Raw genomic sequence first — 16,873 nt, forward strand, 5'->3', positions numbered from 1 at the left:
CTGCCGATGGACAAGCCCAAACTGACCCCAGTCGCCCAGCCAGCAGGCCTGGCCTTGCTGCGCATGCTCGCCCCCGAGCATGTGGAGGTCACGCTGGGCGCGCAAGTGCTGGCGCAAGATTTAACTGCGCTGCACGGCAAGCAATTGCTGGCGCTGCTGCGCCGGCTGCGCGCCGCTCAATCCAACCAGCAGCACTATGCGGGCGCCAGCGTCGAGCAGGCCGAACAACTGTTCGGCGCCGCCATCGCCGCCGTCAAGGCCGAGCTGGCCATGCGTCCGCACATCCCCAACAAGCAGGAAGCCAAGGCCTTGCGCCAGGCGGCGGCAAAAAAGCGTTAATCGAGGCGCAAGCCGGACGTTCCGTGCGCGCTTGCACGCCAGCCCCCTTCTATAATCGGCAACTCTTGTTTCCGCTATTGAAAGACGTCCATGCTCACACGATTTTCCCGCCACGTATTTTGCTGCGCCATGCTGGCCTTATCCAACCTGGCGGCCGCGCAGGCGGCCAGCCTCCCGCCCATCGGCCCCATCGACGCGCGTGCCGTCTGGCAGGAACGCTCGCTGTCGGCTTGCCGCAGCGAACAATCGCCCACGACGCCCGACGTCTGCCTGCTGCGCACCATGCAGCGCAGCGGCGCGCATCCGCAAGCCATCGCCGCCGCCAGGATGCTGGTGAAGGCAAACAAGGCCGGCTTCATCTCGGCCTGGCGCCCGCTGGGCAAGGCGGCCCTGGCTACCGTCACCTATCCATTCCGCGCCAACACGAACGAAGGCACCTTGCTGATCGGCAGCGATGGCGCGGCCATCGACGTCGACGAAGGTTCCGTGCGCGAGGAAGACCGCGCCACACAGGCCTGGCGTGCGTTTGCCGCCGCCCATCCGGACTCTGTCCCGTTTGCGCCCGCCGATTTCGTCGGCAGCACGGCCACCGACGATGGCGGCCAGCGCCTGCTGTTTTCCACGCCCCTGATGACCTGCCATGCCTGCGCCGAGGATGGCGCGCTGCTGATTGCCTACACGGTCGACAAGGCCGGCATCGTACGCGAGCGGCAACTCTTGACGATCAAGTAATGCTGCATCAAAGATAAGATAGAATCGCCCGATGGCATGTTCATACGCGTACATGCCATCGATCCAACTATTATCACAGGAAAACATGCGCCGCCCCTGCCTTGCACTGCACCTCACCGCCGCCCTGCTGCTGTCCAGCCCCTTACATCTCGCCACTGCCGCGCCCACCGTTACCGCGGCCTCCAGCGCGGCCACGCCGCTCGTCATCGGTGAAAGTTTCAGCATCGATTCGCAGGCGCTGCAGGAAAAGCGCCACATCAATGTGTACATGGCGCGAGCCTGGGATACCGCGCCCGATGCACCGCTGCCCGTGCTGTACATGCCGGACGGTGGCGTTGCGGAAGATTTCCTGCACGTGGCCGGCTTGCTGCAAGTGTCGGTAGCGAATGGCACGATGCGCCCCTTCATGCTGGTCGGCATGCAAAACACGCAGCGCCGGCGCGACTTGACGGGGCCGACGAACAGCGCCGAAGACCGCAAGATCGCCCCCGTGGTGGGCGGCGCGTCCGCCTACCGGGCCTTCATCCGCGATGAACTGATGCCGGAAATTGCGCGCCGCTACCGCACGACGGGCGAAACGGCCATCGTCGGCGAATCGCTGGCGGGCCTGTTCGTGGTGGAAACGTATCTGCTGGAACCGCAGCTGTTCGACCATTACCTGGCATTCGACCCCAGCCTGTGGTGGAATCGCGGCGCCCTGCCGCGCCAGGCGGCAGCCTTGCTGGCCAAGGGCAAGCCAGGCAAGCGCAGCCTGTACCTGGCGTCGAGCAGCGAGTCAGGCATCGCCATCGAAGTGCAGCGCCTGGCCGACGTGCTGGAGAAACAGGCGCCGTCCGGCTTGCAATGGCATGTGGAAAAAATGCCGGAAGAAACCCATGGCACGATCTATCACCCGGCAGCCCTGAAGGCTTTCCGCGCCGTGTTCAAACCGCAATAAGCAGCCGGGCAGCAAGACATGGACAAACTGTAATCTGGCGCAAGGGGCCAGCACGGGACCTGGCAGGTAAAATCGGCGGCCCTTCTTTCCCCGCCCGATTACCGATACCCATGAGTTTTCTTCAACTATTTATTCTTTCCATCGTCCAGGGCTTCGCCGAGCTGCTGCCCGTGTCCAGCTCCGCCCACGTCATCATGGCGGAGAAATTGATGGGGCTGGACCCGACATCGCCGGAACTGACCATGCTGCTGGTGATGCTGCACACAGGCACCATGTTCGCCGTCATCGTGTATTTCTGGGCATCCTGGCGCGCCACGTATTTCAGTTCGGCCAGCGCTTTCCGCAGCAACGTCCTGCTGCTCGCAGCGTCCACGGCCCTGACGGGCATCGTCGGTTTCGGCTTGCTGAAGGGCATTACGCACGTCATGAGCAAGGATGCGCCCGGCTTTGAAATCGAACACCTGTTCGGCAATGCGAAACTGATGGCCGCCGCGCTGGCCGCCGCCGGCGTGCTGATCATTGTGTCCTCACGCCAGCAAGCGCGCCAGCATGGCACCTTGTCCATCGGCAAGGCGATGGTGATCGGCGCCGTGCAAGGCCTGTGCCTGCCCTTCCGGGGATTTTCCCGCTCGGGCGCCACCATTTCCGCCGGTATCGCCATGGGCGTGCCGCAGCGCCGCGCCGAGGAATTCAGCTTCGCCCTGGCCGTCGTACTGACGCCGGCCGTGCTGGCCAAGGAAGGCTGGCGCTTCTACCAGGCCGTGACAAATGGCAGCCTGGACCATGTGGAACACGGCAACAGCCTGCTGCATCTGCTCGGCCCCAGCCTGCTGGGCATGCTGCTGTCGTTCCTGGCCGGCTTGCTGGCCCTGCGCTGGCTGTCGCGCTGGCTGGAACAAGGACGCTGGCATTTCTTTGGCGCGTATTGCCTGCTGGCCTCCTTGGTGGTGCTGTACGTAGGGTAAAATCGCCGGGTTTGCAATTTTCAACCATCCATCCCAGCCAGGTTCTACTGAAAGCCAACGATGAATTTCGCCGCCACCGCCGCCCTCTCGCTTGCCATGTCCACCGATGCCTTCGCGGCCGCCGTGGGCAAGGGCGCCGCCCTGCACAAGCCGCAATGGCGCGAGGCGCTGCGCACGGGCCTGATCTTTGGCGTCATCGAAGCCATCACGCCCATCATCGGCTGGGCCCTGGGCAGCGTGGCAGCGCCCTACGTGGAAGCGTGGGACCACTGGATCGCCTTCAGCCTGCTGGGCATCATCGGCTTGCTGATGATACGCAATGCCTTGAGCGATAGCGACGAAGAGGAAGCGCCGGCCCAGTCGCACTCGTTCTGGGTACTGGCCATCACCGGTCTGGCGACCAGCATCGACGCCATGGTCGTGGGCGCGGGCCTGGCCTTGCTGGGCGCGAATATTGTCGTCACAGCCGCCGCCATCGGCTTTTCCACCTTCGTCATGGTGACCCTGGGCGTGATGCTGGGCCGCGTGCTGGGCACGGTGGCGGGCCGGCGCGCCGAACTGATGGGCGGCCTCGTGCTGATCGTCATCGGCTGCGTGATCCTGTACGAGCATATCGGCCATCCGGCCTGAGGTCCGGACAACCGATGCGCGCGGCCCCGGCGGCGCGCTTTGTGCTACATTCAATGCTCTGCATTCCTGTCTCACAAGGTGACCATTATGGAAACTATTGAGCTGCTTTTTGCCTCGCTGGTGCGCGAAACGGCCGAATCGATACGCGACCACCACGTTCCTTTTGCCATCAAACACGACGAGCGCGCCTATTTCGAGTGGATGGATGGACACCCGATCAATGGCTATATCCAGGAAGCGTATCGGGAGATCGAGGAAACCGCCCAACAGATCCGAGCCATTCGCGCGGGGTGAGGACGCTTGCCGCAAGCTACTGCGCGGGGCGCCTTGCGGCTGGCGATGCTCACCGCACTTCAGTGCGGTTGCGCTTCTCAGCCACACATCCCCTCCGCTCGCTACGCTTGCGGCAAGCATCGATACGTTCGTTAAAGCTTTTCTGTAAACGTATTGATTCAGATCAAACACTCAACCATTCCAATCAAATGGATAGTCCAAAGCCATGACAATCAGGTCTGGAGGCGGGAGACATGGATCAGGGACAAAAACACCAGATCAGGGGCTATGAATTTCATGTCGCGGGGGCGCTGGAAAAGGATGGGCGCTACCGGGGCATGATTTTGATCAGCAAGCGCGGCGATACGCAGCAGGTATATGCCAAGCCCGTATTGATAGAAACGGCGAGCAGTTTCAAGTCCGTGCATGCGGCCTTGATCGAGGCCTCGGCGTATGCGCAGGAACTCATCTATAACGGCGCCATCAAGGCCTTGCTGCCGGCCGACGGCCAGCTAGCCGGAAAACAGGCGCCGCAGCCGCCGGATTTCGTCGGCAATTGACGCAGGCAAGCCCGTCCGGTTATTCGGGACGATGCGTATAATGACGCGCTTTCCCGGATGAAAACTCAACACCATGGAATTTGTGAATTTACCGCTGGTCTTCCTCGTCGGCTGCGCGCTGATCGCCTTGCTGGCCAAGAAAAACGGCTACTCGTGGTATCTGTTTTTCTTCGCGATTGCCGTGCCCGCTCCCCTGCTACTGCTGGCCTTGCCCCATGTGCTGGGCGTCGAGACCGCATCGCTGACCTCCGTACGCCTGGGCGCCGCCCTGCTGCTGCCGCTCGCCGGCCTGGTGTTGGCCCTGCGGGGCAAGCGCTAAGGCCGGTTCAGCGTGCCGGCACGCCATCGGCCAGGCGCCAGCCGATCGACAAGGCCAGTTGCTGCGCTTCTTTTTCATTGCTGCAATCGTCATAGTCGCAGGTGTCCGCATAGGCGCCGCACGCCTGGTTCTGGCTAACATACGAGCCGACCCAGCGGCCATCGCGGCGCTGGCTGGCCGTGGCGCTGATAATAAAACCTTTGTGGATGGTGGGATTTTCAAAAGACATAATTCCTCCGATACAAGAATAACGTCAGGAACCTGACTGGCCTCCACTGTGCGCCGCCTGTCGCAAGCAGTCTGTACGTTTGACCACACACAGAAAGCACGCACGCGCCTGCCTCTCGGCGCCCGGCAATCGGGTATGATTTCAGCATGTGTGGACGACTCGATCAAAATGGTACGGCGCCCGAGCTGGCGTCATCGTTCGGCTGGACCGACGCGGTATTCGACAGCGAGGCCGAGCCGCACCTGAACGTGTCGCCCGGCACTTACCGGCCCGTGCTGCATATCCAGGATGGCGTGCACAGGGTCGACGATGTCTTCTGGGGCTACCGCCCCGCCTGGGCCGCGCAAGCCGTGCCCGCGCCCGGCAAGAAAAAAATCCCCATCGCCATCAATGCCCGCCTGGAAAAACTCGCGGGCGCCTATTGGAAACCCTTGCTGCGCGCGGGGCGCGGCATCGTGTGCGTGCATGGCTGGTATGAATGGACGGGAGAAAAAGGCAGCAAGCAGCCGTGGCACATCCACCGCAAGGACCGCGCGCCCCTGTTCCTGCTGGCGCTGGCCCAGTTCGGCCCGTACAAGCACAGCCGCGAAGAAGCCGGTTTCGTGCTGGTGACGGCCGACAGCCTCGGCGGCATGGTCGATATCCACGACCGCCGCCCTGTGGCCGTCAGCCTGGAAGACGCGCACCGCTGGCTCGACCCCGCTTTGACACCGGAGCAGGCGCTGCACCTGGCGCGCACCTGCATGCACGACGTGGAGCTGTTCGAATGGCATGCCGTCGACAATCCGCTCGTGCCATCGGCCAAACCCAAGCCGCCGCCACCGGCCGCGGCGCAAGGCGCGTTCGACTGGGGCGACTAACTCAGGCGGGCAACCGCGCCAGCCGGCGCCACAGCGCTTCCATCGGCCCCTGGCGGAAGTGTTGCAGCCAGTAACGGCTCAGCAGCACCTGCCCCGCCATGATCAGCACGGCCAGTCCCAGCATCTCGGCCGGACGCAGGCTTGCCCCCCAGCCCAGGCCCGGTCCCTGCAGCAGCCAGGTGCCGATCAGCGATTGCAGCAGATAATTGCTGAGCGCCATGCGTCCCACGGGCGCCAGCCATACCGCTAGCCAGCGCAGCATGAAAGGACCGGCCAGCATCAGCGCCGCCACATAGCCGGCCGCCAGCACGGGGCCGCCGGCGAACAGGCCCACTTCGAACAGGGCCGTGTCGAATACGGTTTGATACGGATCGGCCACCTGCCACGCGACGGCGCCCGCCGCCAGCAGGTTGAATGGCAATCCTACGCCCAGCCCCACGGCGCGCACGCGGCGCCACAGCAGCTGGTGGCGCTGCGGCTGCGTCAGCCAGCCCAGGCGCACGGACAGGATGCCCAGCAGGAACAGCACGATGATGTGCGGCAGCATGACGATGGCGTACAGCAAGGAGACAAGAAAATCGTTGGCGCGCAGTCTGGCCACGGCCAGCACATTGCCCTGCGTGTAGATGGCGTAGCGGTCCGCAAAACCTTGCAGGTCGCGCGCAATGTCCGGCGCGCCGCCCTGCTGGCCCACGGGAATGAGCAAGCACATGAACAGCAGGAAACCGGCGGCCACCAGCCAGGCGCGGTTGCGTATGCGGCTCAGTTTGGCCGCTGCCAGCGGCAGGATCAGCATGCCGGCCACCGCATACGAGGTCAGCACGTCGCCGCTCCAGATAAGGAAACCATGCAGCAGGCCAAACACGAGCAGCCAGCGCAGCCGGCGCCGATAGGCCGCCTGCGCCGGCTCCCAGCTGCCCAGTTGGCGCTTCAGGGAACGTGTCTGCAGGGCAAAGCCGGCGCCGAACAAAAAGGCGAAGATGGGATAGAACTTGAATTGCGCCAGCGCCGCCACGCCGAAAATGACGAGCTGGTCCAGCACGGGCGGCTGCGCCGGCAAGGTACCGTAGCGCAGGGACAAGGTGCCCCAGGCAAAGCCCCAGATATTCACCAGCAGGATGCCAAACACGGCGATGCCGCGCAGCACATCGAGCTGCAGCAGCCTGCCGGGCTTGGCGGACATGGAGCTCAAGGCGTTCAGGGGCGCGCCAGGGTCGGGTAGTCGGTCACTTGCAGACTGAAGCCGGACGCATCCGATTGCAACTGCGCGTGGCCGCCGAACGGCAAGGTGACACGGCGGCGGATATGGCCGAACTCGAGCCCCGTCAGCACGGGCACGGGCAGGCGTTCGCGCACGTAGGCCAGCATGGCGTCGAAATCGTAGCCATTGTCCATCGGACTCAATTTATAGGCGGAAAAATCACCGAGCACCACGGCTTGCTGGCGGCCAATCACGCCCGCATGCAGCAATTGCAACAGCATGCGCTCGACCCGGTACGGGTGTTCGTTGACGTCTTCCAGGAACAAAATGCCGCCATCGATCTCGGGGAAATACGGCGTGCCAAGCAAGTGGACCAGCATGGCCAGATTGCCGCCCCACAGCTTGCCTTGCAGCGCGACCTGCGGATTGCCCGCCGCCGTGCCCGTGACCGTGTGCGTAGGGCCGGCCAGGCACGACCACAGTTGATCGAGCGTAAACTGCTCGGGCTCGTCACGAATGAAATCGTCGCAGATCATGGGGCCGGCAAAGCTGGCGCGGCCCGTTTTCGCCATCAAGCCCATGTGGAAGGCCGTGAAGTCGCTGTAGCCGACAAACAGTTTGCCGCTGTCGGCCATGGCAGTAAAGTCGATCTCGGGCAGGATGCGGCTGATGCCATAGCTGCCGCGCAAGGCGATCACCACTTGCACGTCCGGGTCGGCGGCGGCCGCGTTCAGCTGCGCCAGACGGCCCGCATCCGTGCCGCCGAAGCGCTGGAATGTGTGGTCGGGGTCGTAGTAATTGTGGACGGTGGCGCCTTGCGCCTGCAAGCGGGCGATGCCGCGTTCCAAAGCCGCCGCGTCGGGCGCATAACCGCCCGGCGCAACGATGGCGATGCCAATCTCAGGTGTCTTCAAAATGCCCGTGCCTTCAAAAAAATGGTGGCGCGCCTAGGCTGGCTGGGAGCGCATCTGGGGCGCCATCTTACCTTGCAGATGCACATCGATCAAGGCAAGCAGGCGCTCGATCAGCTGGGGCGGCATGTCGTGCCCCATGCCTTCGATCACCTCGAGCCGGGCGCCCGGGATCAGCGCCGCCGTATCGATGCCGCAGGCGACGGGGATCAAGGGGTCGGCCGCGCCATGGATCACCAGCGCCGGACAGCTGATACTCGGCAACAAGTCCGTGCGCTCGCCCGAGGCGGCGATGGCCACCATCTGCCGCGCCACGCCTTCGGGGCAGCTGCCGCGCTGCAGCGCCGCTTCGATGCGCTGGTACAGCAGTTTTTCCGACACGGGATAGGCGGGGCTGCCGATGACGCGCACGGTGGCCGCCATCTGCGCCATCAGTTCGGCGCGGCTGGCATTGCGTTTCGGACGTTGCAATAACGCATTGCGCGCGGCCCGCGTCGGGCCGGGCAAGCCGCGCCGGCCGCTGCTCGACATGATGGACGTCAGGCTGAGCACCTGCAGCGGCGCGCGCGCCGCCATCACTTGCGCGATCATGCCGCCCATCGACACGCCGATCACGTGCGCTTGCGCAATGCGCAGGGCCGCCAGCAAACCGAGCGCGTCGTCCGCCATGTCGTTCAAGGTGTAGGAAGTTTTCAGGGGCCAGCCCAGCAAGTTTTTCACGTAGGCCAGCGGCAGATACGGTTTGCCCGCCAGCGCCATCTTGCTCGACAGGCCGCTGTCGCGGTTGTCGAAACGTAGCACGTGAAAACCTTGCTCGACGATGCCTTCGACGAAGTCCGCCGGCCAGGCAATCAGTTGCATGCCCAGGCCCATGACCAGCAGCACGCACGGATCATTGGGGTCGCCGTGGCTTTCATAAGCTATGTTGAGGCCGTTCGCCATGATGGTTGCCATGATTGCCTCTCTTACAGGAACCAGCACGCAGGCACGATCGCTGCGGCCTTGCAACCAGCATACCACTATTGTGCTTCAGACATGAGACCGGCACGCGGCACTCACACTGAAGTGTTGCTCTGCTTGCACATGACAGAACCTACTGCGCGTCGCGACTTGCGGCCTGCGATGCTCACCGTACCTAAAGTACGGTTGCGCTTCTCGACCACAATTCGCTTCCGCTCGCTACGGTTCTGTCACGTGCTGATACTCATCAACTTGCAAAAAACATTATTTTTCCTTTGGCAGGCTGTCAGCCAAGTCCACCCACGCTTGCGGCTGCGGTTTGCCGCGTTCGCGCACGCCGAAGAAGGAGACCACTTGCGTGCCTTCCTTGTCGAAGAATTCGACGGAAGTCACGCCGCCGCGCTTGACGACCCAGCCGCTGCGCAGGGCCGTGTCGCGGATGTGCAGGTTGAAGTCCGGGTCCAGCACGTTGAAGAAGCCGCCGACGGCCATGGTTTTTTCGATCTTGCCGCTGTAGATCTGCGTCAAGCCTTCATTGCCCAGGAACACCATGATGGCGACCTTGTCCTTGGCCGCGTTTTCCAGCAGGGTGCGCAGCGCTTCCGGCGTCACGCGCTCGACCACGCCGGCCGGCGCCAGGCGCAACGCCTGTTCGCGCGACATATGGAATTCGCGCATGATTTGCGCAAACTGGTGCACGTCCGTCATGTCTTTCCAGGCCAGCTGGAATTCCTTGACGTCGATCTCTGCGTCCGGCTTTTCAGCGGCCTTGGGCGCCACGGCCAGCACGTTCAAATCCGCGCTTTGCTGTGGCATGCGGAACGTCGCCACCAGCTTGTCGTAGACAGGCACGCCAGGCTCGTTGCGCAGGTATATCTTGTGCACGGCCGTGCCGTTGGCATCAAAAAATTGCAGGCTGCGCGTCGGCTTGCCGTCGCGGCCCGCTTGCTCCACGGCAAATGCATATTTCCAGTTTTCAAAGTGGAAACGCAGGTCGATCTGGCCGCCCAGGTAGCCACCCGCGATATTGCGCTGGCGCGCTTCCGTTTCCGGATCCTGCTTGGCGTCGGCCTGTTCCGACTTGTCGCCCGCCTGCTTGAACTTGCTGGCGACGCCCGTCGTTTCGATGACGCCGTTTTCATTGCGCGTGATCGCTTGCACGGTGCCCAGGTCCAGGGCGGCGCGCATGATTTCGCGCGGCTGGTTGCCGTCGGCTTGCAGGCGCGTGACGCCTTTGCCGATGTTGGTTGCCAGCAATTGTGCTTCGGACACACCCAGCGCGCGGGCCGCGTCGCGGATCTGCAGCTTCGGCTGTTCCGTGCGCAAGGTGGACCAGCGTTCCGCCAAAGTGGCTGGGGCCGCGGTTGCGTTTGCGATCAGCAGGCTGCCTAGCAGGGATAGAACGAGTTTGGATAACTTCATAGAGAGACCATTCAATCAAACATGGAAAAACAGAGGGGCAAGCACCCCTCCCCGGTAAAAAATTTAGAAGTTCAGGCTCAGGCTGGCCGCCACATTGCGGCCCGGCTTGGCGTAGCGCTCGATCTCGGCACGGCTGGCGGCCGTGGTGCCGGCGGACAGGCTGCGCGAAGCCGCGTAATCCCAGTACTTGCGATCCGTCAAGTTGTACACGCCGACGACGATCTTCGCGTTCTTGTGCACGTTCCAGAAAGTCGACAAGTCGAAGATGGTGTACGACGGCACCTTGAAGCGCGGCGCGGTCGTACCCATCAGCAAGTCGTTCGGCGCCTGCTTCTCGCCGGCATGCAGCGCCGTCAGTTCCAGGCCGAACAGCATGTTGGTGTGGTCGTAACCGAAGGTCAGCGCCGTCTTGGCTGGCGCCACCGAGGCCAGGCCGCCGCTCTCGCCCGTCCGGGTATTGAAGGAGCGGCCCTTGACCACGCCCGTGGCCAGGTCGACGCGATAGCCCTGCATGGCGGGTGCCCAGGCGCCCAGCTCCGCGCGCAGGGTCAGCTCCCCGCCCCAGGTACGGGCATCGCCGATGTTTTCCGGGCGGAACAAACCCTGCACGATGGTGGGATAGTTCACGGGATCATCTTCCTGCATCACGTACTCGATCATGTTCTTGTATTCCGTCTGGTAGACGGACGCGTGCATGCTCAAGCCCTTGACGATGTCGCCCTTCAAACCCAGTTCATAGGCCTGGCTGGTTTCCTTGCGCAAATTCGCATTGCCCAGCACGGCATAGCCCGTCCCCCTGCCCGTGTAGCTGAAGGAATCGTAGGTACCGGTGCGCTCGGCCGCCGTCGGCAGGCGCGTGCCGCGCGTGAAGGTGGCATACGCGTTCATTTGCGGCAACACTTCCACGGACAGGCTCAGGCTCGGCGTGAAATACGTGTCGCTTTCCTTGCGCACTTCCTTGGCCGCGTTCGGCACGGCGATCACATAGTTTTGCAGATTTTTCGGCTCGTTCTTGCGGTAGTCGGCACGCAAGCCCGGCGTCAGTACGGCTTTCTTGCCGGCCAGATTGAAACTGAGATCGTCGCGCACGTACAGGGCCAGCTTGGTCGTGTCCATGTCGGCCATGCGGTTCTTGTTGGTGATCTGATGCTGGCCCGTGGCAATGATGACACGGTCTTCGCGCCACGGACGGCGCGTTTTCAGCTGTTCCAGCTGCACGCCGTACAGCAGCGCGTTGTCCGCATTGAGCTGCTTGAACGCTTCCGACGTCAGGCCGATGCTGTCGTTCTTGAAGCTGGTGTCGATGGTACGCTGTGCCGGGCTGCCGAAGGTGTAGAGGCCTTGCGTCTTGTCATCGGTTTTCGCATTCTGCAGATACACTTTCGACGTCAGGCGGTCGAACAGGGCGAAATCCTTGAGCACCACGTCGTGGCCCAGGCTGACGCGCGTGCGCTTGGTGATGGAATCCTGCTGCACGCCCGTCGGATAATACGTGCTGACCTTGTTGCGCAGATCGCGCTTGTTCTTGCGCTCGAACATGTCGACCGTCAAGTCCAGCTTCTGTTCGCCAGGCAAGGCCCACACCAGTTTGGACAGCAAGGCGTTCGAATGCCAGTCGTCGGGGTTGACGCTGGCGCTGCCGCGGCTGTCAAGCTGCTCGCCATCGCGGTGCACGTACACGGCCAGGCCTTGCAGGCTGGCACCGAGCTTGGCGGCGCCCGTCAGGGTGTGCGCATTGCTGCGGTCGGCCGTGGCGCGGCCGTATTTATAGGCCACGTAATGGTCTTGCCCTTCACCCAGATAATCCTCGGGCGACTTGGTGACAAAGGCCACGCCACCGCCCAGGCCAGGGCTGGCGCCGCTGATGGCCGTCGTGCCCGAATCGATGCGTACTTCGCGGAAGGTTTCAGGATCGAAATAATCACGGCCCGTGCCGAAGGCGTTGAGGGTATTGCCATCGGGCTTAGGTGCCGCGTCGGGCAAGGAAATGCCATCGACGTCCAGGCTGACCCGGTTGCCTTCCAGGCCGCGGATGTTATAGCCAGTGTTGCCCGAACCATCCCACACGCTGCCGCTGCCCGAAGCCGCTGCCGGCGCGCTGATCAATGGCAAATAACGCACGATGCCGCCCATCCCCGTGACATTGCGGCGCTCCAGGTCTTCCGCCGTGACGACCGTCTTGGTGCCGGCGCGGCGTTCGTAGTCCTGCTTGGCGTTCACGACGATTTCCGGGAAAACCGGCAGCTTGGCCGGTTCCTGGGCTGCCGTGCCCGCGTTGATGGCGGCATTTTGCGCAACGGCAGGCAGCATCGGCGCTGCGAACAGGCCCAGCAAGGCGGCGCGCAGCACCAGGTTGTGGCGGCGGGCAGGCTGATGGGCTGAAGATACGACGGGTGCAGCGGTGCGCTGCGGAAGCACAGTAGTCATGATGGTCCGGTCTAAGAGTAAAGGCTGGCTCTTGAACCCGGATCGATAACGATGCGCAAGGGAAGTTTGCTGGCGAAAACAATACTGTAACACGAATCATTCTCATTTGAGAATGACAATTGGTCTAGACAGATGTTATTTCGCAACAATTATAAAAATGCCAGCCTGGAGGGCTGGCATGGCTGGCATCTTGGGCTGATGTCAGGCTGGCGGATGGGCCAGCTTGCGCGCCTCGGCCTGCGCGCGGCGGCGCTCGGCAAAGAAACGCTTGAGAAAAGCGCCGCACTCATCGGCCAACACGCCGCCGACGATGGCCGTCTGGTGGTTCAGCGCCGGCTGCTCGAACAGGTTCAGCACGGAACCGCAGGCGCCCGTCTTCGGGTCGCCCGCGCCATACACCACGCGGGCCAGACGCGCATGCAGCATGGCGCCCGAACACATCACGCACGGCTCCAGGGTCACGTACAGCTCGCAGCCGGGCAAGCGATAATTGCCGAGCTTTTCGGCGGCCGCGCGCAAGGCCATCACTTCCGCGTGCGCCGTGGGATCGTGGCGGCCGATGGGCTGGTTGTAGCCGACGGCGATGACTTCGCCATCCTTGACGACAACGGCGCCGACGGGCACTTCACCGAGGTCCCACGCATGCTGGGCCTGCTCCAGGGCCAGCTGCATGTAGCGCGCGTCCTGCGCGCTAGCGTGCGTTTCAGTCATCGGTGACTTCTGCCCAGCAATTCGGTGTTTCATGCAGCACCAGCTTATGCAGGTGCAAGCCCGTGCCGAAATGGTCGGTAAATGCGGCCTTCAAAATATCGAAGGCGATGCGCGCCAGGTTTTCCACGGTCGGGATGCGGTCGATGACGACGGTTTTATGGTCGGGCAGGCTGGCCAGGAAGTCGCGCACGGCCGTGTCTTTTTCGTAGACGAGGAAGGCGTGGTCCCAGACGTCGACCAGGTGCTGCTTGGCCAGGGTTTTCACGTCGGAAAAGTCCATGATCATGCCATTGTCGGAATTGCCTTCCGCTTCGATGACCTTGCCGACCAGGGTGATTTCCACCGTGTAGCGGTGGCCGTGCAGGTTGCGGCACTGGCTTTTGTGGTCGGGAATGCGGTGGCCCGCGTCGAATTCGAGCTTGCGTGTGATAGTCAGCATATGTGTTGTTAAGGTATTTGCAGGAGTTTATGGGTTTGCAGGCTCAGCTTCCACTTCGGGTTGCTTTTGCACGTTTCGATGGCCAGCTTCATGTTGTGCGCGGCCAAAGGGCCATCCATCGCCTGCACGAAGAAGTTCTCGAAATCCAGTTGTTCGTAGGCGGCCAGGTCTTGCTGGAACTGGGGAATGACCACCTTGATTTCATTGCCTTTGTGGACGACCAGTGTCGAACCCATCTTCGGGCTGACGCAGATCCAGTCCACGCCGGCCGGCACGGGCAAGGTACCGTTGGTTTCGATGGCGATGGTAAAGCCGACCGCGTGCATGGCGTCGATCAGGGCCGTATCCAGTTGCAGCAGCGGCTCGCCGCCCGTAAACACCACGTATTTGCTCGGTGCGTAGCTGGCCGGCCACAGGCTGTCGATCAGCGCGGCCAGGTCCTCGGGCGTCTTGAATTTGCCGCCCAGTTCGCCGTCCGTGCCGACGAAATCCGTGTCGCAGAACTGGCACACGGCCGTGGCGCGGTCGCTTTCGCGGCCCGTCCACAGGTTGCAGCCGGAAAAGCGGCAAAACACGGCCGGGCGGCCCGCGTGCGCACCTTCGCCCTGTAGGGTGTAAAAAATCTCTTTGATGCTATAAGTCACTGTATTTCCTAAGAGCTGGCTGGCGTCCTCGCGCAGGGCGTACGCAGCGATGCCGGCGCATACCGCCGGAACCGCAAAAGCCGATTGACAACCCTCTATTATATGCCGCCACGACACTTCCCGTGCAAATGCCGTGCCCATCACCCGGCCGTGCGGCGCCAAAGGACCAGAAAGCCACGGCGAAAGGCATAACTGCGCGGCTTTTGCGTTTAGACAATATAAATAGCCCACAGTTAATATATTTTCTGTAATAAGATTGCCTTCTGGAAAACATTTAGGGAGCGAGAAATGATGCAACGCTGGCTACGCCTGCCGTACCGTCTGAGCATTCTGGCCTGTCTGGCGGCCAGCGCACTCGCCACCCTGCACGCCGGATACGCGGCCGGGCCAAAGCTGCCGGCCGGTGCGCCCTCCCCTTTGATGCTGGCCTGCGCTATCCTACTCGGCGCGCTCGCGCTGCTGCTGTGGCGCCAGCACCGCCTGGCGCTGCGCCTGCAGGCGCTGGAACAGCTGCGCGAAGAGGCCGAGCAGGCGCGCCTGACCAGCGGCCAGCAGCAGGCGCGCGAACAGGAACGCCTGCGCATCGGGCGCGACATTCACGACGACCTGGGCCAGCATCTGCTGACCCTGAAGATCGACCTGTCCATGCTGCAGACCAGCACGCATGAGGCGGCGCCCCAGCTGGCGCAACAGCTGGCCGTGATCGCGCGCAATGTCGACCTGACCATCGCGGCGCTGCGCTGCGTCATCCATGACCTGCGCCCGCCTGCCCTCGACGCGGGCCTGCAAGCGGCATGCGATGAACTGCTGGCCGACTTTACGCGTACCACCGGCATCGGCTGCGGCTGCGACTACCAACTCGACGCCGCCGCCGGCCGCACGCATGGCGCCTTGCTGTATCACGTGGTGCAGGAAGCGCTGGCGAACATTGCCCGCCATGCGCACGCCACGCATGTCCAGCTGTGTCTTCAGCAAACGGGCGCCACCGTGGCTTGCCGCATCAGCGACGACGGCATCGGACTGTCGGGCTCGCCGCCGCGCCTCGGTTGCGGCCTGTCCGGCATGCATGAGCGCGTCGCCGCCGCCGCCGGCAGCCTGCACATCGACAGCCGCAGCGGCGCCGGCACCACCTTGCGCGTGTCGCTGCCCCTGCCGGTCTGCCACGACGAAGCAATGGTCCATCACTGAAAATATTGCTCAATATCAACACCATCGCTACCCCACGCTGCATCATGGCCAACGAGCCAGCCCCATTCACGCCCAAGAAGGATGCTTTCATGCCGGATAGCCACGCACATGCCAGCCCATCGCCGTATGGTGAAGCCCAGGGTTTCGCCGTCAAGATGATGGAATTGCTGGTCGTGCCCACCTTTGTACTCGATGTGCATGGCAAGGTGATGATCTGGAACCGCGCCTGCGAGCAGCTGACGGGCGTGCCGGCAAGCGAAGTGCTGGGCGCACGCGAGCCAGGCCGCTGCTTTTACAACGACGAGCGCCCCACCCTGGCCGACCTGCTGTTGGCCGGGCGCGGCGGCGACATGCGCGCCCTGCATACCCAGCAGCAATACCGCAGCAGCACGGGTAGCAACCTGTGCGCGGAAAACTGGTGCGACATGCCGCGCACGGGACGGCGGCGCTACCTGGCCGTCGACGCCAGCCCGATTTACGGCAATCACGGCGAACTGATCGCCGTCGTCGAAACCCTGCGCGACATGACGGACGAAAAGCGCGCGCACGTGGAACTGGAACGCCTGGCCACGCGCGATGGCTTGACGGGACTGGCCAACCGGCGCTGCTTCGACGACACCATCCTGGCCGAGTGGCAGCGCGCCCAGCGGCAGGAGCAGCCGTTGTCGCTGCTGATGGTCGACGTCGACAATTTCAAGGAATACAACGATAGCCACGGCCACCAGGGCGGCGACCTGTGCCTGCGCAAGGTGGCCGGCGCCGTGGCCAGCGAAATGCGCGCCAACGACCTGGTGGCCCGCTACGGCGGCGAAGAGTTTGCCGTGATCCTGCCAAACCAGTCGCTCAAGGGCGCGGCCATCGTGGCTGAACGCATCCGCCAGCGCGTGGAGCGGCTGCAACTGCCGCGCAAGCGTCCGGACGGCGCCTGCGTCACCGTCAGCATCGGCGCCGCCACGGCCCTGCCAGGTCCCGGCACGGAACTGGGGCAGCTGATCCATACGGCCGACTGCGCCCTCTACCGCGCCAAGCACCTGGGCCGCAACCGCATCAGCCTGCCGGAAACGACGCTGACGTAAGCAACAAGTACCAGCATCAGGAAACACGACCAAATTTGGTGTATATTTGG

The 16,873-nt window shown here is 63.3% G+C and carries 20 protein-coding genes; 11 read left to right on the plus strand and 9 right to left on the minus strand.

Going from position 1 to position 16,873, the window contains the following annotated elements; translation table 11 throughout:
* Positions 1 to 6: 6 nt before the first annotated feature.
* From AC54AG_RS07595 to AC54AG_RS07630, 8 genes are all read left to right on the plus strand, one after another.
* Positions 7 to 339 carry a hypothetical protein gene (locus AC54AG_RS07595; RefSeq protein ID WP_496629921.1) on the plus strand — a complete coding sequence of 111 codons (333 nt, stop codon included), beginning with the start codon at positions 7 to 9 and terminating at the stop codon, positions 337 to 339.
* Positions 340 to 468: 129 nt separating this feature from the next.
* Positions 469 to 1,071 carry a hypothetical protein gene (locus AC54AG_RS07600; protein ID WP_496629922.1) on the plus strand — a complete coding sequence of 201 codons (603 nt, stop codon included), beginning with the start codon at positions 469 to 471 and terminating at the stop codon, positions 1,069 to 1,071.
* Positions 1,072 to 1,156: 85 nt separating this feature from the next.
* On the plus strand, positions 1,157 to 2,008 hold the full coding sequence (locus AC54AG_RS07605; protein WP_496629923.1) for an alpha/beta hydrolase: 852 nt from the start codon (positions 1,157 to 1,159) through the stop codon (positions 2,006 to 2,008).
* Positions 2,009 to 2,118: 110 nt separating this feature from the next.
* Positions 2,119 to 2,973, plus strand: a complete 855-nt coding sequence (locus tag AC54AG_RS07610; protein ID WP_070302535.1) for an undecaprenyl-diphosphate phosphatase — start codon at positions 2,119 to 2,121, stop codon at positions 2,971 to 2,973.
* Positions 2,974 to 3,033: 60 nt separating this feature from the next.
* Positions 3,034 to 3,603, plus strand: a complete 570-nt coding sequence (gene mntP, locus AC54AG_RS07615; RefSeq protein ID WP_070302536.1) for a manganese efflux pump MntP — start codon at positions 3,034 to 3,036, stop codon at positions 3,601 to 3,603.
* A gap of 87 nt (positions 3,604 to 3,690) precedes the next feature.
* On the plus strand, positions 3,691 to 3,897 hold the full coding sequence (locus tag AC54AG_RS07620; RefSeq protein ID WP_034756014.1) for a hypothetical protein: 207 nt from the start codon (positions 3,691 to 3,693) through the stop codon (positions 3,895 to 3,897).
* A 233-nt stretch (positions 3,898 to 4,130) separates the two neighbouring features.
* Positions 4,131 to 4,436 carry a hypothetical protein gene (locus tag AC54AG_RS07625; protein ID WP_034756011.1) on the plus strand — a complete coding sequence of 102 codons (306 nt, stop codon included), beginning with the start codon at positions 4,131 to 4,133 and terminating at the stop codon, positions 4,434 to 4,436.
* A 73-nt stretch (positions 4,437 to 4,509) separates the two neighbouring features.
* Entirely contained in the window at positions 4,510 to 4,755 is a 246-nt protein-coding gene (locus tag AC54AG_RS07630) for a hypothetical protein (RefSeq protein WP_034756010.1), read from the plus strand.
* 7 nt (positions 4,756 to 4,762) lie between these two features.
* Here AC54AG_RS07630 and AC54AG_RS07635 read toward each other — a convergent pair whose 3' ends face one another.
* Positions 4,763 to 4,984, minus strand: coding sequence for a hypothetical protein (locus tag AC54AG_RS07635; protein WP_034756009.1), 222 nt, complete (start codon positions 4,982 to 4,984; stop codon positions 4,763 to 4,765).
* Between the two features lie 146 nt (positions 4,985 to 5,130).
* On the opposite strand from AC54AG_RS07635, the gene AC54AG_RS07640 reads away from it, so the two are divergent.
* The gene (locus AC54AG_RS07640) at positions 5,131 to 5,844 is read left to right on the plus strand and encodes an SOS response-associated peptidase (protein ID WP_496629924.1); all 714 of its coding nucleotides are present in this window, start codon (positions 5,131 to 5,133) and stop codon (positions 5,842 to 5,844) included.
* Position 5,845: 1 nt separating this feature from the next.
* Here AC54AG_RS07640 and AC54AG_RS07645 read toward each other — a convergent pair whose 3' ends face one another.
* The 8 genes from AC54AG_RS07645 to queE all read right to left on the minus strand — a co-directional run bounded on the left by AC54AG_RS07645 (position 5,846) and on the right by queE (position 14,559).
* Positions 5,846 to 7,027: a DUF418 domain-containing protein gene (locus AC54AG_RS07645; protein ID WP_496629925.1), complete on the minus strand. Its 1,182-nt coding sequence runs from the start codon at positions 7,025 to 7,027 to the stop codon at positions 5,846 to 5,848.
* Between the two features lie 14 nt (positions 7,028 to 7,041).
* Complete coding sequence (gene ldcA / locus AC54AG_RS07650) at positions 7,042 to 7,959, minus strand: muramoyltetrapeptide carboxypeptidase (RefSeq protein ID WP_496629926.1); 918 nt, start codon at positions 7,957 to 7,959, stop codon at positions 7,042 to 7,044.
* Between the two features lie 33 nt (positions 7,960 to 7,992).
* Positions 7,993 to 8,910, minus strand: a complete 918-nt coding sequence (locus tag AC54AG_RS07655) for an alpha/beta fold hydrolase (RefSeq protein ID WP_496629928.1) — start codon at positions 8,908 to 8,910, stop codon at positions 7,993 to 7,995.
* 270 nt (positions 8,911 to 9,180) lie between these two features.
* Entirely contained in the window at positions 9,181 to 10,338 is a 1,158-nt protein-coding gene (locus tag AC54AG_RS07660; RefSeq protein ID WP_496629929.1) for a hemin-degrading factor, read from the minus strand.
* A gap of 63 nt (positions 10,339 to 10,401) precedes the next feature.
* A complete protein-coding gene (locus AC54AG_RS07665) occupies positions 10,402 to 12,765 on the minus strand; it encodes a TonB-dependent hemoglobin/transferrin/lactoferrin family receptor (RefSeq protein WP_496629931.1) in 2,364 nt (787 codons plus the stop codon).
* 201 nt (positions 12,766 to 12,966) lie between these two features.
* Positions 12,967 to 13,476, minus strand: a complete 510-nt coding sequence (gene tadA, locus AC54AG_RS07670) for a tRNA adenosine(34) deaminase TadA (protein WP_034755999.1) — start codon at positions 13,474 to 13,476, stop codon at positions 12,967 to 12,969.
* Entirely contained in the window at positions 13,469 to 13,915 is a 447-nt protein-coding gene (queD, locus tag AC54AG_RS07675; RefSeq protein ID WP_034755997.1) for a 6-carboxytetrahydropterin synthase QueD, read from the minus strand. Before queD ends, tadA begins: the two co-directional genes overlap by 8 nt.
* A gap of 8 nt (positions 13,916 to 13,923) precedes the next feature.
* Complete coding sequence (gene queE, locus AC54AG_RS07680; RefSeq protein WP_496629932.1) at positions 13,924 to 14,559, minus strand: 7-carboxy-7-deazaguanine synthase; 636 nt, start codon at positions 14,557 to 14,559, stop codon at positions 13,924 to 13,926.
* 288 nt (positions 14,560 to 14,847) lie between these two features.
* Here queE and AC54AG_RS07685 point away from each other — a divergent pair, with 288 nt between their 5' ends.
* Positions 14,848 to 15,747 (plus strand): sensor histidine kinase, encoded by a 900-nt coding sequence (locus AC54AG_RS07685; RefSeq protein WP_496629933.1) that lies wholly within the window; start codon positions 14,848 to 14,850, stop codon positions 15,745 to 15,747.
* 89 nt (positions 15,748 to 15,836) lie between these two features.
* Positions 15,837 to 16,823, plus strand: a complete 987-nt coding sequence (locus tag AC54AG_RS07690) for a sensor domain-containing diguanylate cyclase (protein ID WP_496629934.1) — start codon at positions 15,837 to 15,839, stop codon at positions 16,821 to 16,823.
* The last annotated feature ends 50 nt before the right edge of the window (positions 16,824 to 16,873 follow it).

The sequence above is a fragment of the Janthinobacterium sp. BCJ23 genome, from assembly GCF_059617945.1.

What these genes read in the sequence shown, in the direction of transcription:
- AC54AG_RS07595 (WP_496629921.1), top strand. Translation starts at nt 7, where the DNA reads ATGGACAAGCCCAAACTGACCCCAGTCGCCCAGCCAGCAGGCCTGGCC.
- AC54AG_RS07600 (WP_496629922.1), top strand. Translation starts at nt 469, where the DNA reads ATGCTGGCCTTATCCAACCTGGCGGCCGCGCAGGCGGCCAGCCTCCCG.
- AC54AG_RS07605 (WP_496629923.1), top strand. Translation starts at nt 1,157, where the DNA reads ATGCGCCGCCCCTGCCTTGCACTGCACCTCACCGCCGCCCTGCTGCTG.
- AC54AG_RS07610 (WP_070302535.1), top strand. Translation starts at nt 2,119, where the DNA reads ATGAGTTTTCTTCAACTATTTATTCTTTCCATCGTCCAGGGCTTCGCC.
- mntP (WP_070302536.1), top strand. Translation starts at nt 3,034, where the DNA reads ATGAATTTCGCCGCCACCGCCGCCCTCTCGCTTGCCATGTCCACCGAT.
- AC54AG_RS07620 (WP_034756014.1), top strand. Translation starts at nt 3,691, where the DNA reads ATGGAAACTATTGAGCTGCTTTTTGCCTCGCTGGTGCGCGAAACGGCC.
- AC54AG_RS07625 (WP_034756011.1), top strand. Translation starts at nt 4,131, where the DNA reads ATGGATCAGGGACAAAAACACCAGATCAGGGGCTATGAATTTCATGTC.
- AC54AG_RS07630 (WP_034756010.1), top strand. Translation starts at nt 4,510, where the DNA reads ATGGAATTTGTGAATTTACCGCTGGTCTTCCTCGTCGGCTGCGCGCTG.
- AC54AG_RS07635 (WP_034756009.1), bottom strand. Translation starts at nt 4,984, where the DNA reads ATGTCTTTTGAAAATCCCACCATCCACAAAGGTTTTATTATCAGCGCC.
- AC54AG_RS07640 (WP_496629924.1), top strand. Translation starts at nt 5,131, where the DNA reads ATGTGTGGACGACTCGATCAAAATGGTACGGCGCCCGAGCTGGCGTCA.
- AC54AG_RS07645 (WP_496629925.1), bottom strand. Translation starts at nt 7,027, where the DNA reads ATGTCCGCCAAGCCCGGCAGGCTGCTGCAGCTCGATGTGCTGCGCGGC.
- AC54AG_RS07655 (WP_496629928.1), bottom strand. Translation starts at nt 8,910, where the DNA reads ATGGCAACCATCATGGCGAACGGCCTCAACATAGCTTATGAAAGCCAC.
- AC54AG_RS07660 (WP_496629929.1), bottom strand. Translation starts at nt 10,338, where the DNA reads ATGAAGTTATCCAAACTCGTTCTATCCCTGCTAGGCAGCCTGCTGATC.
- AC54AG_RS07665 (WP_496629931.1), bottom strand. Translation starts at nt 12,765, where the DNA reads ATGACTACTGTGCTTCCGCAGCGCACCGCTGCACCCGTCGTATCTTCA.
- tadA (WP_034755999.1), bottom strand. Translation starts at nt 13,476, where the DNA reads ATGACTGAAACGCACGCTAGCGCGCAGGACGCGCGCTACATGCAGCTG.
- queD (WP_034755997.1), bottom strand. Translation starts at nt 13,915, where the DNA reads ATGCTGACTATCACACGCAAGCTCGAATTCGACGCGGGCCACCGCATT.
- AC54AG_RS07685 (WP_496629933.1), top strand. Translation starts at nt 14,848, where the DNA reads ATGATGCAACGCTGGCTACGCCTGCCGTACCGTCTGAGCATTCTGGCC.
- AC54AG_RS07690 (WP_496629934.1), top strand. Translation starts at nt 15,837, where the DNA reads ATGCCGGATAGCCACGCACATGCCAGCCCATCGCCGTATGGTGAAGCC.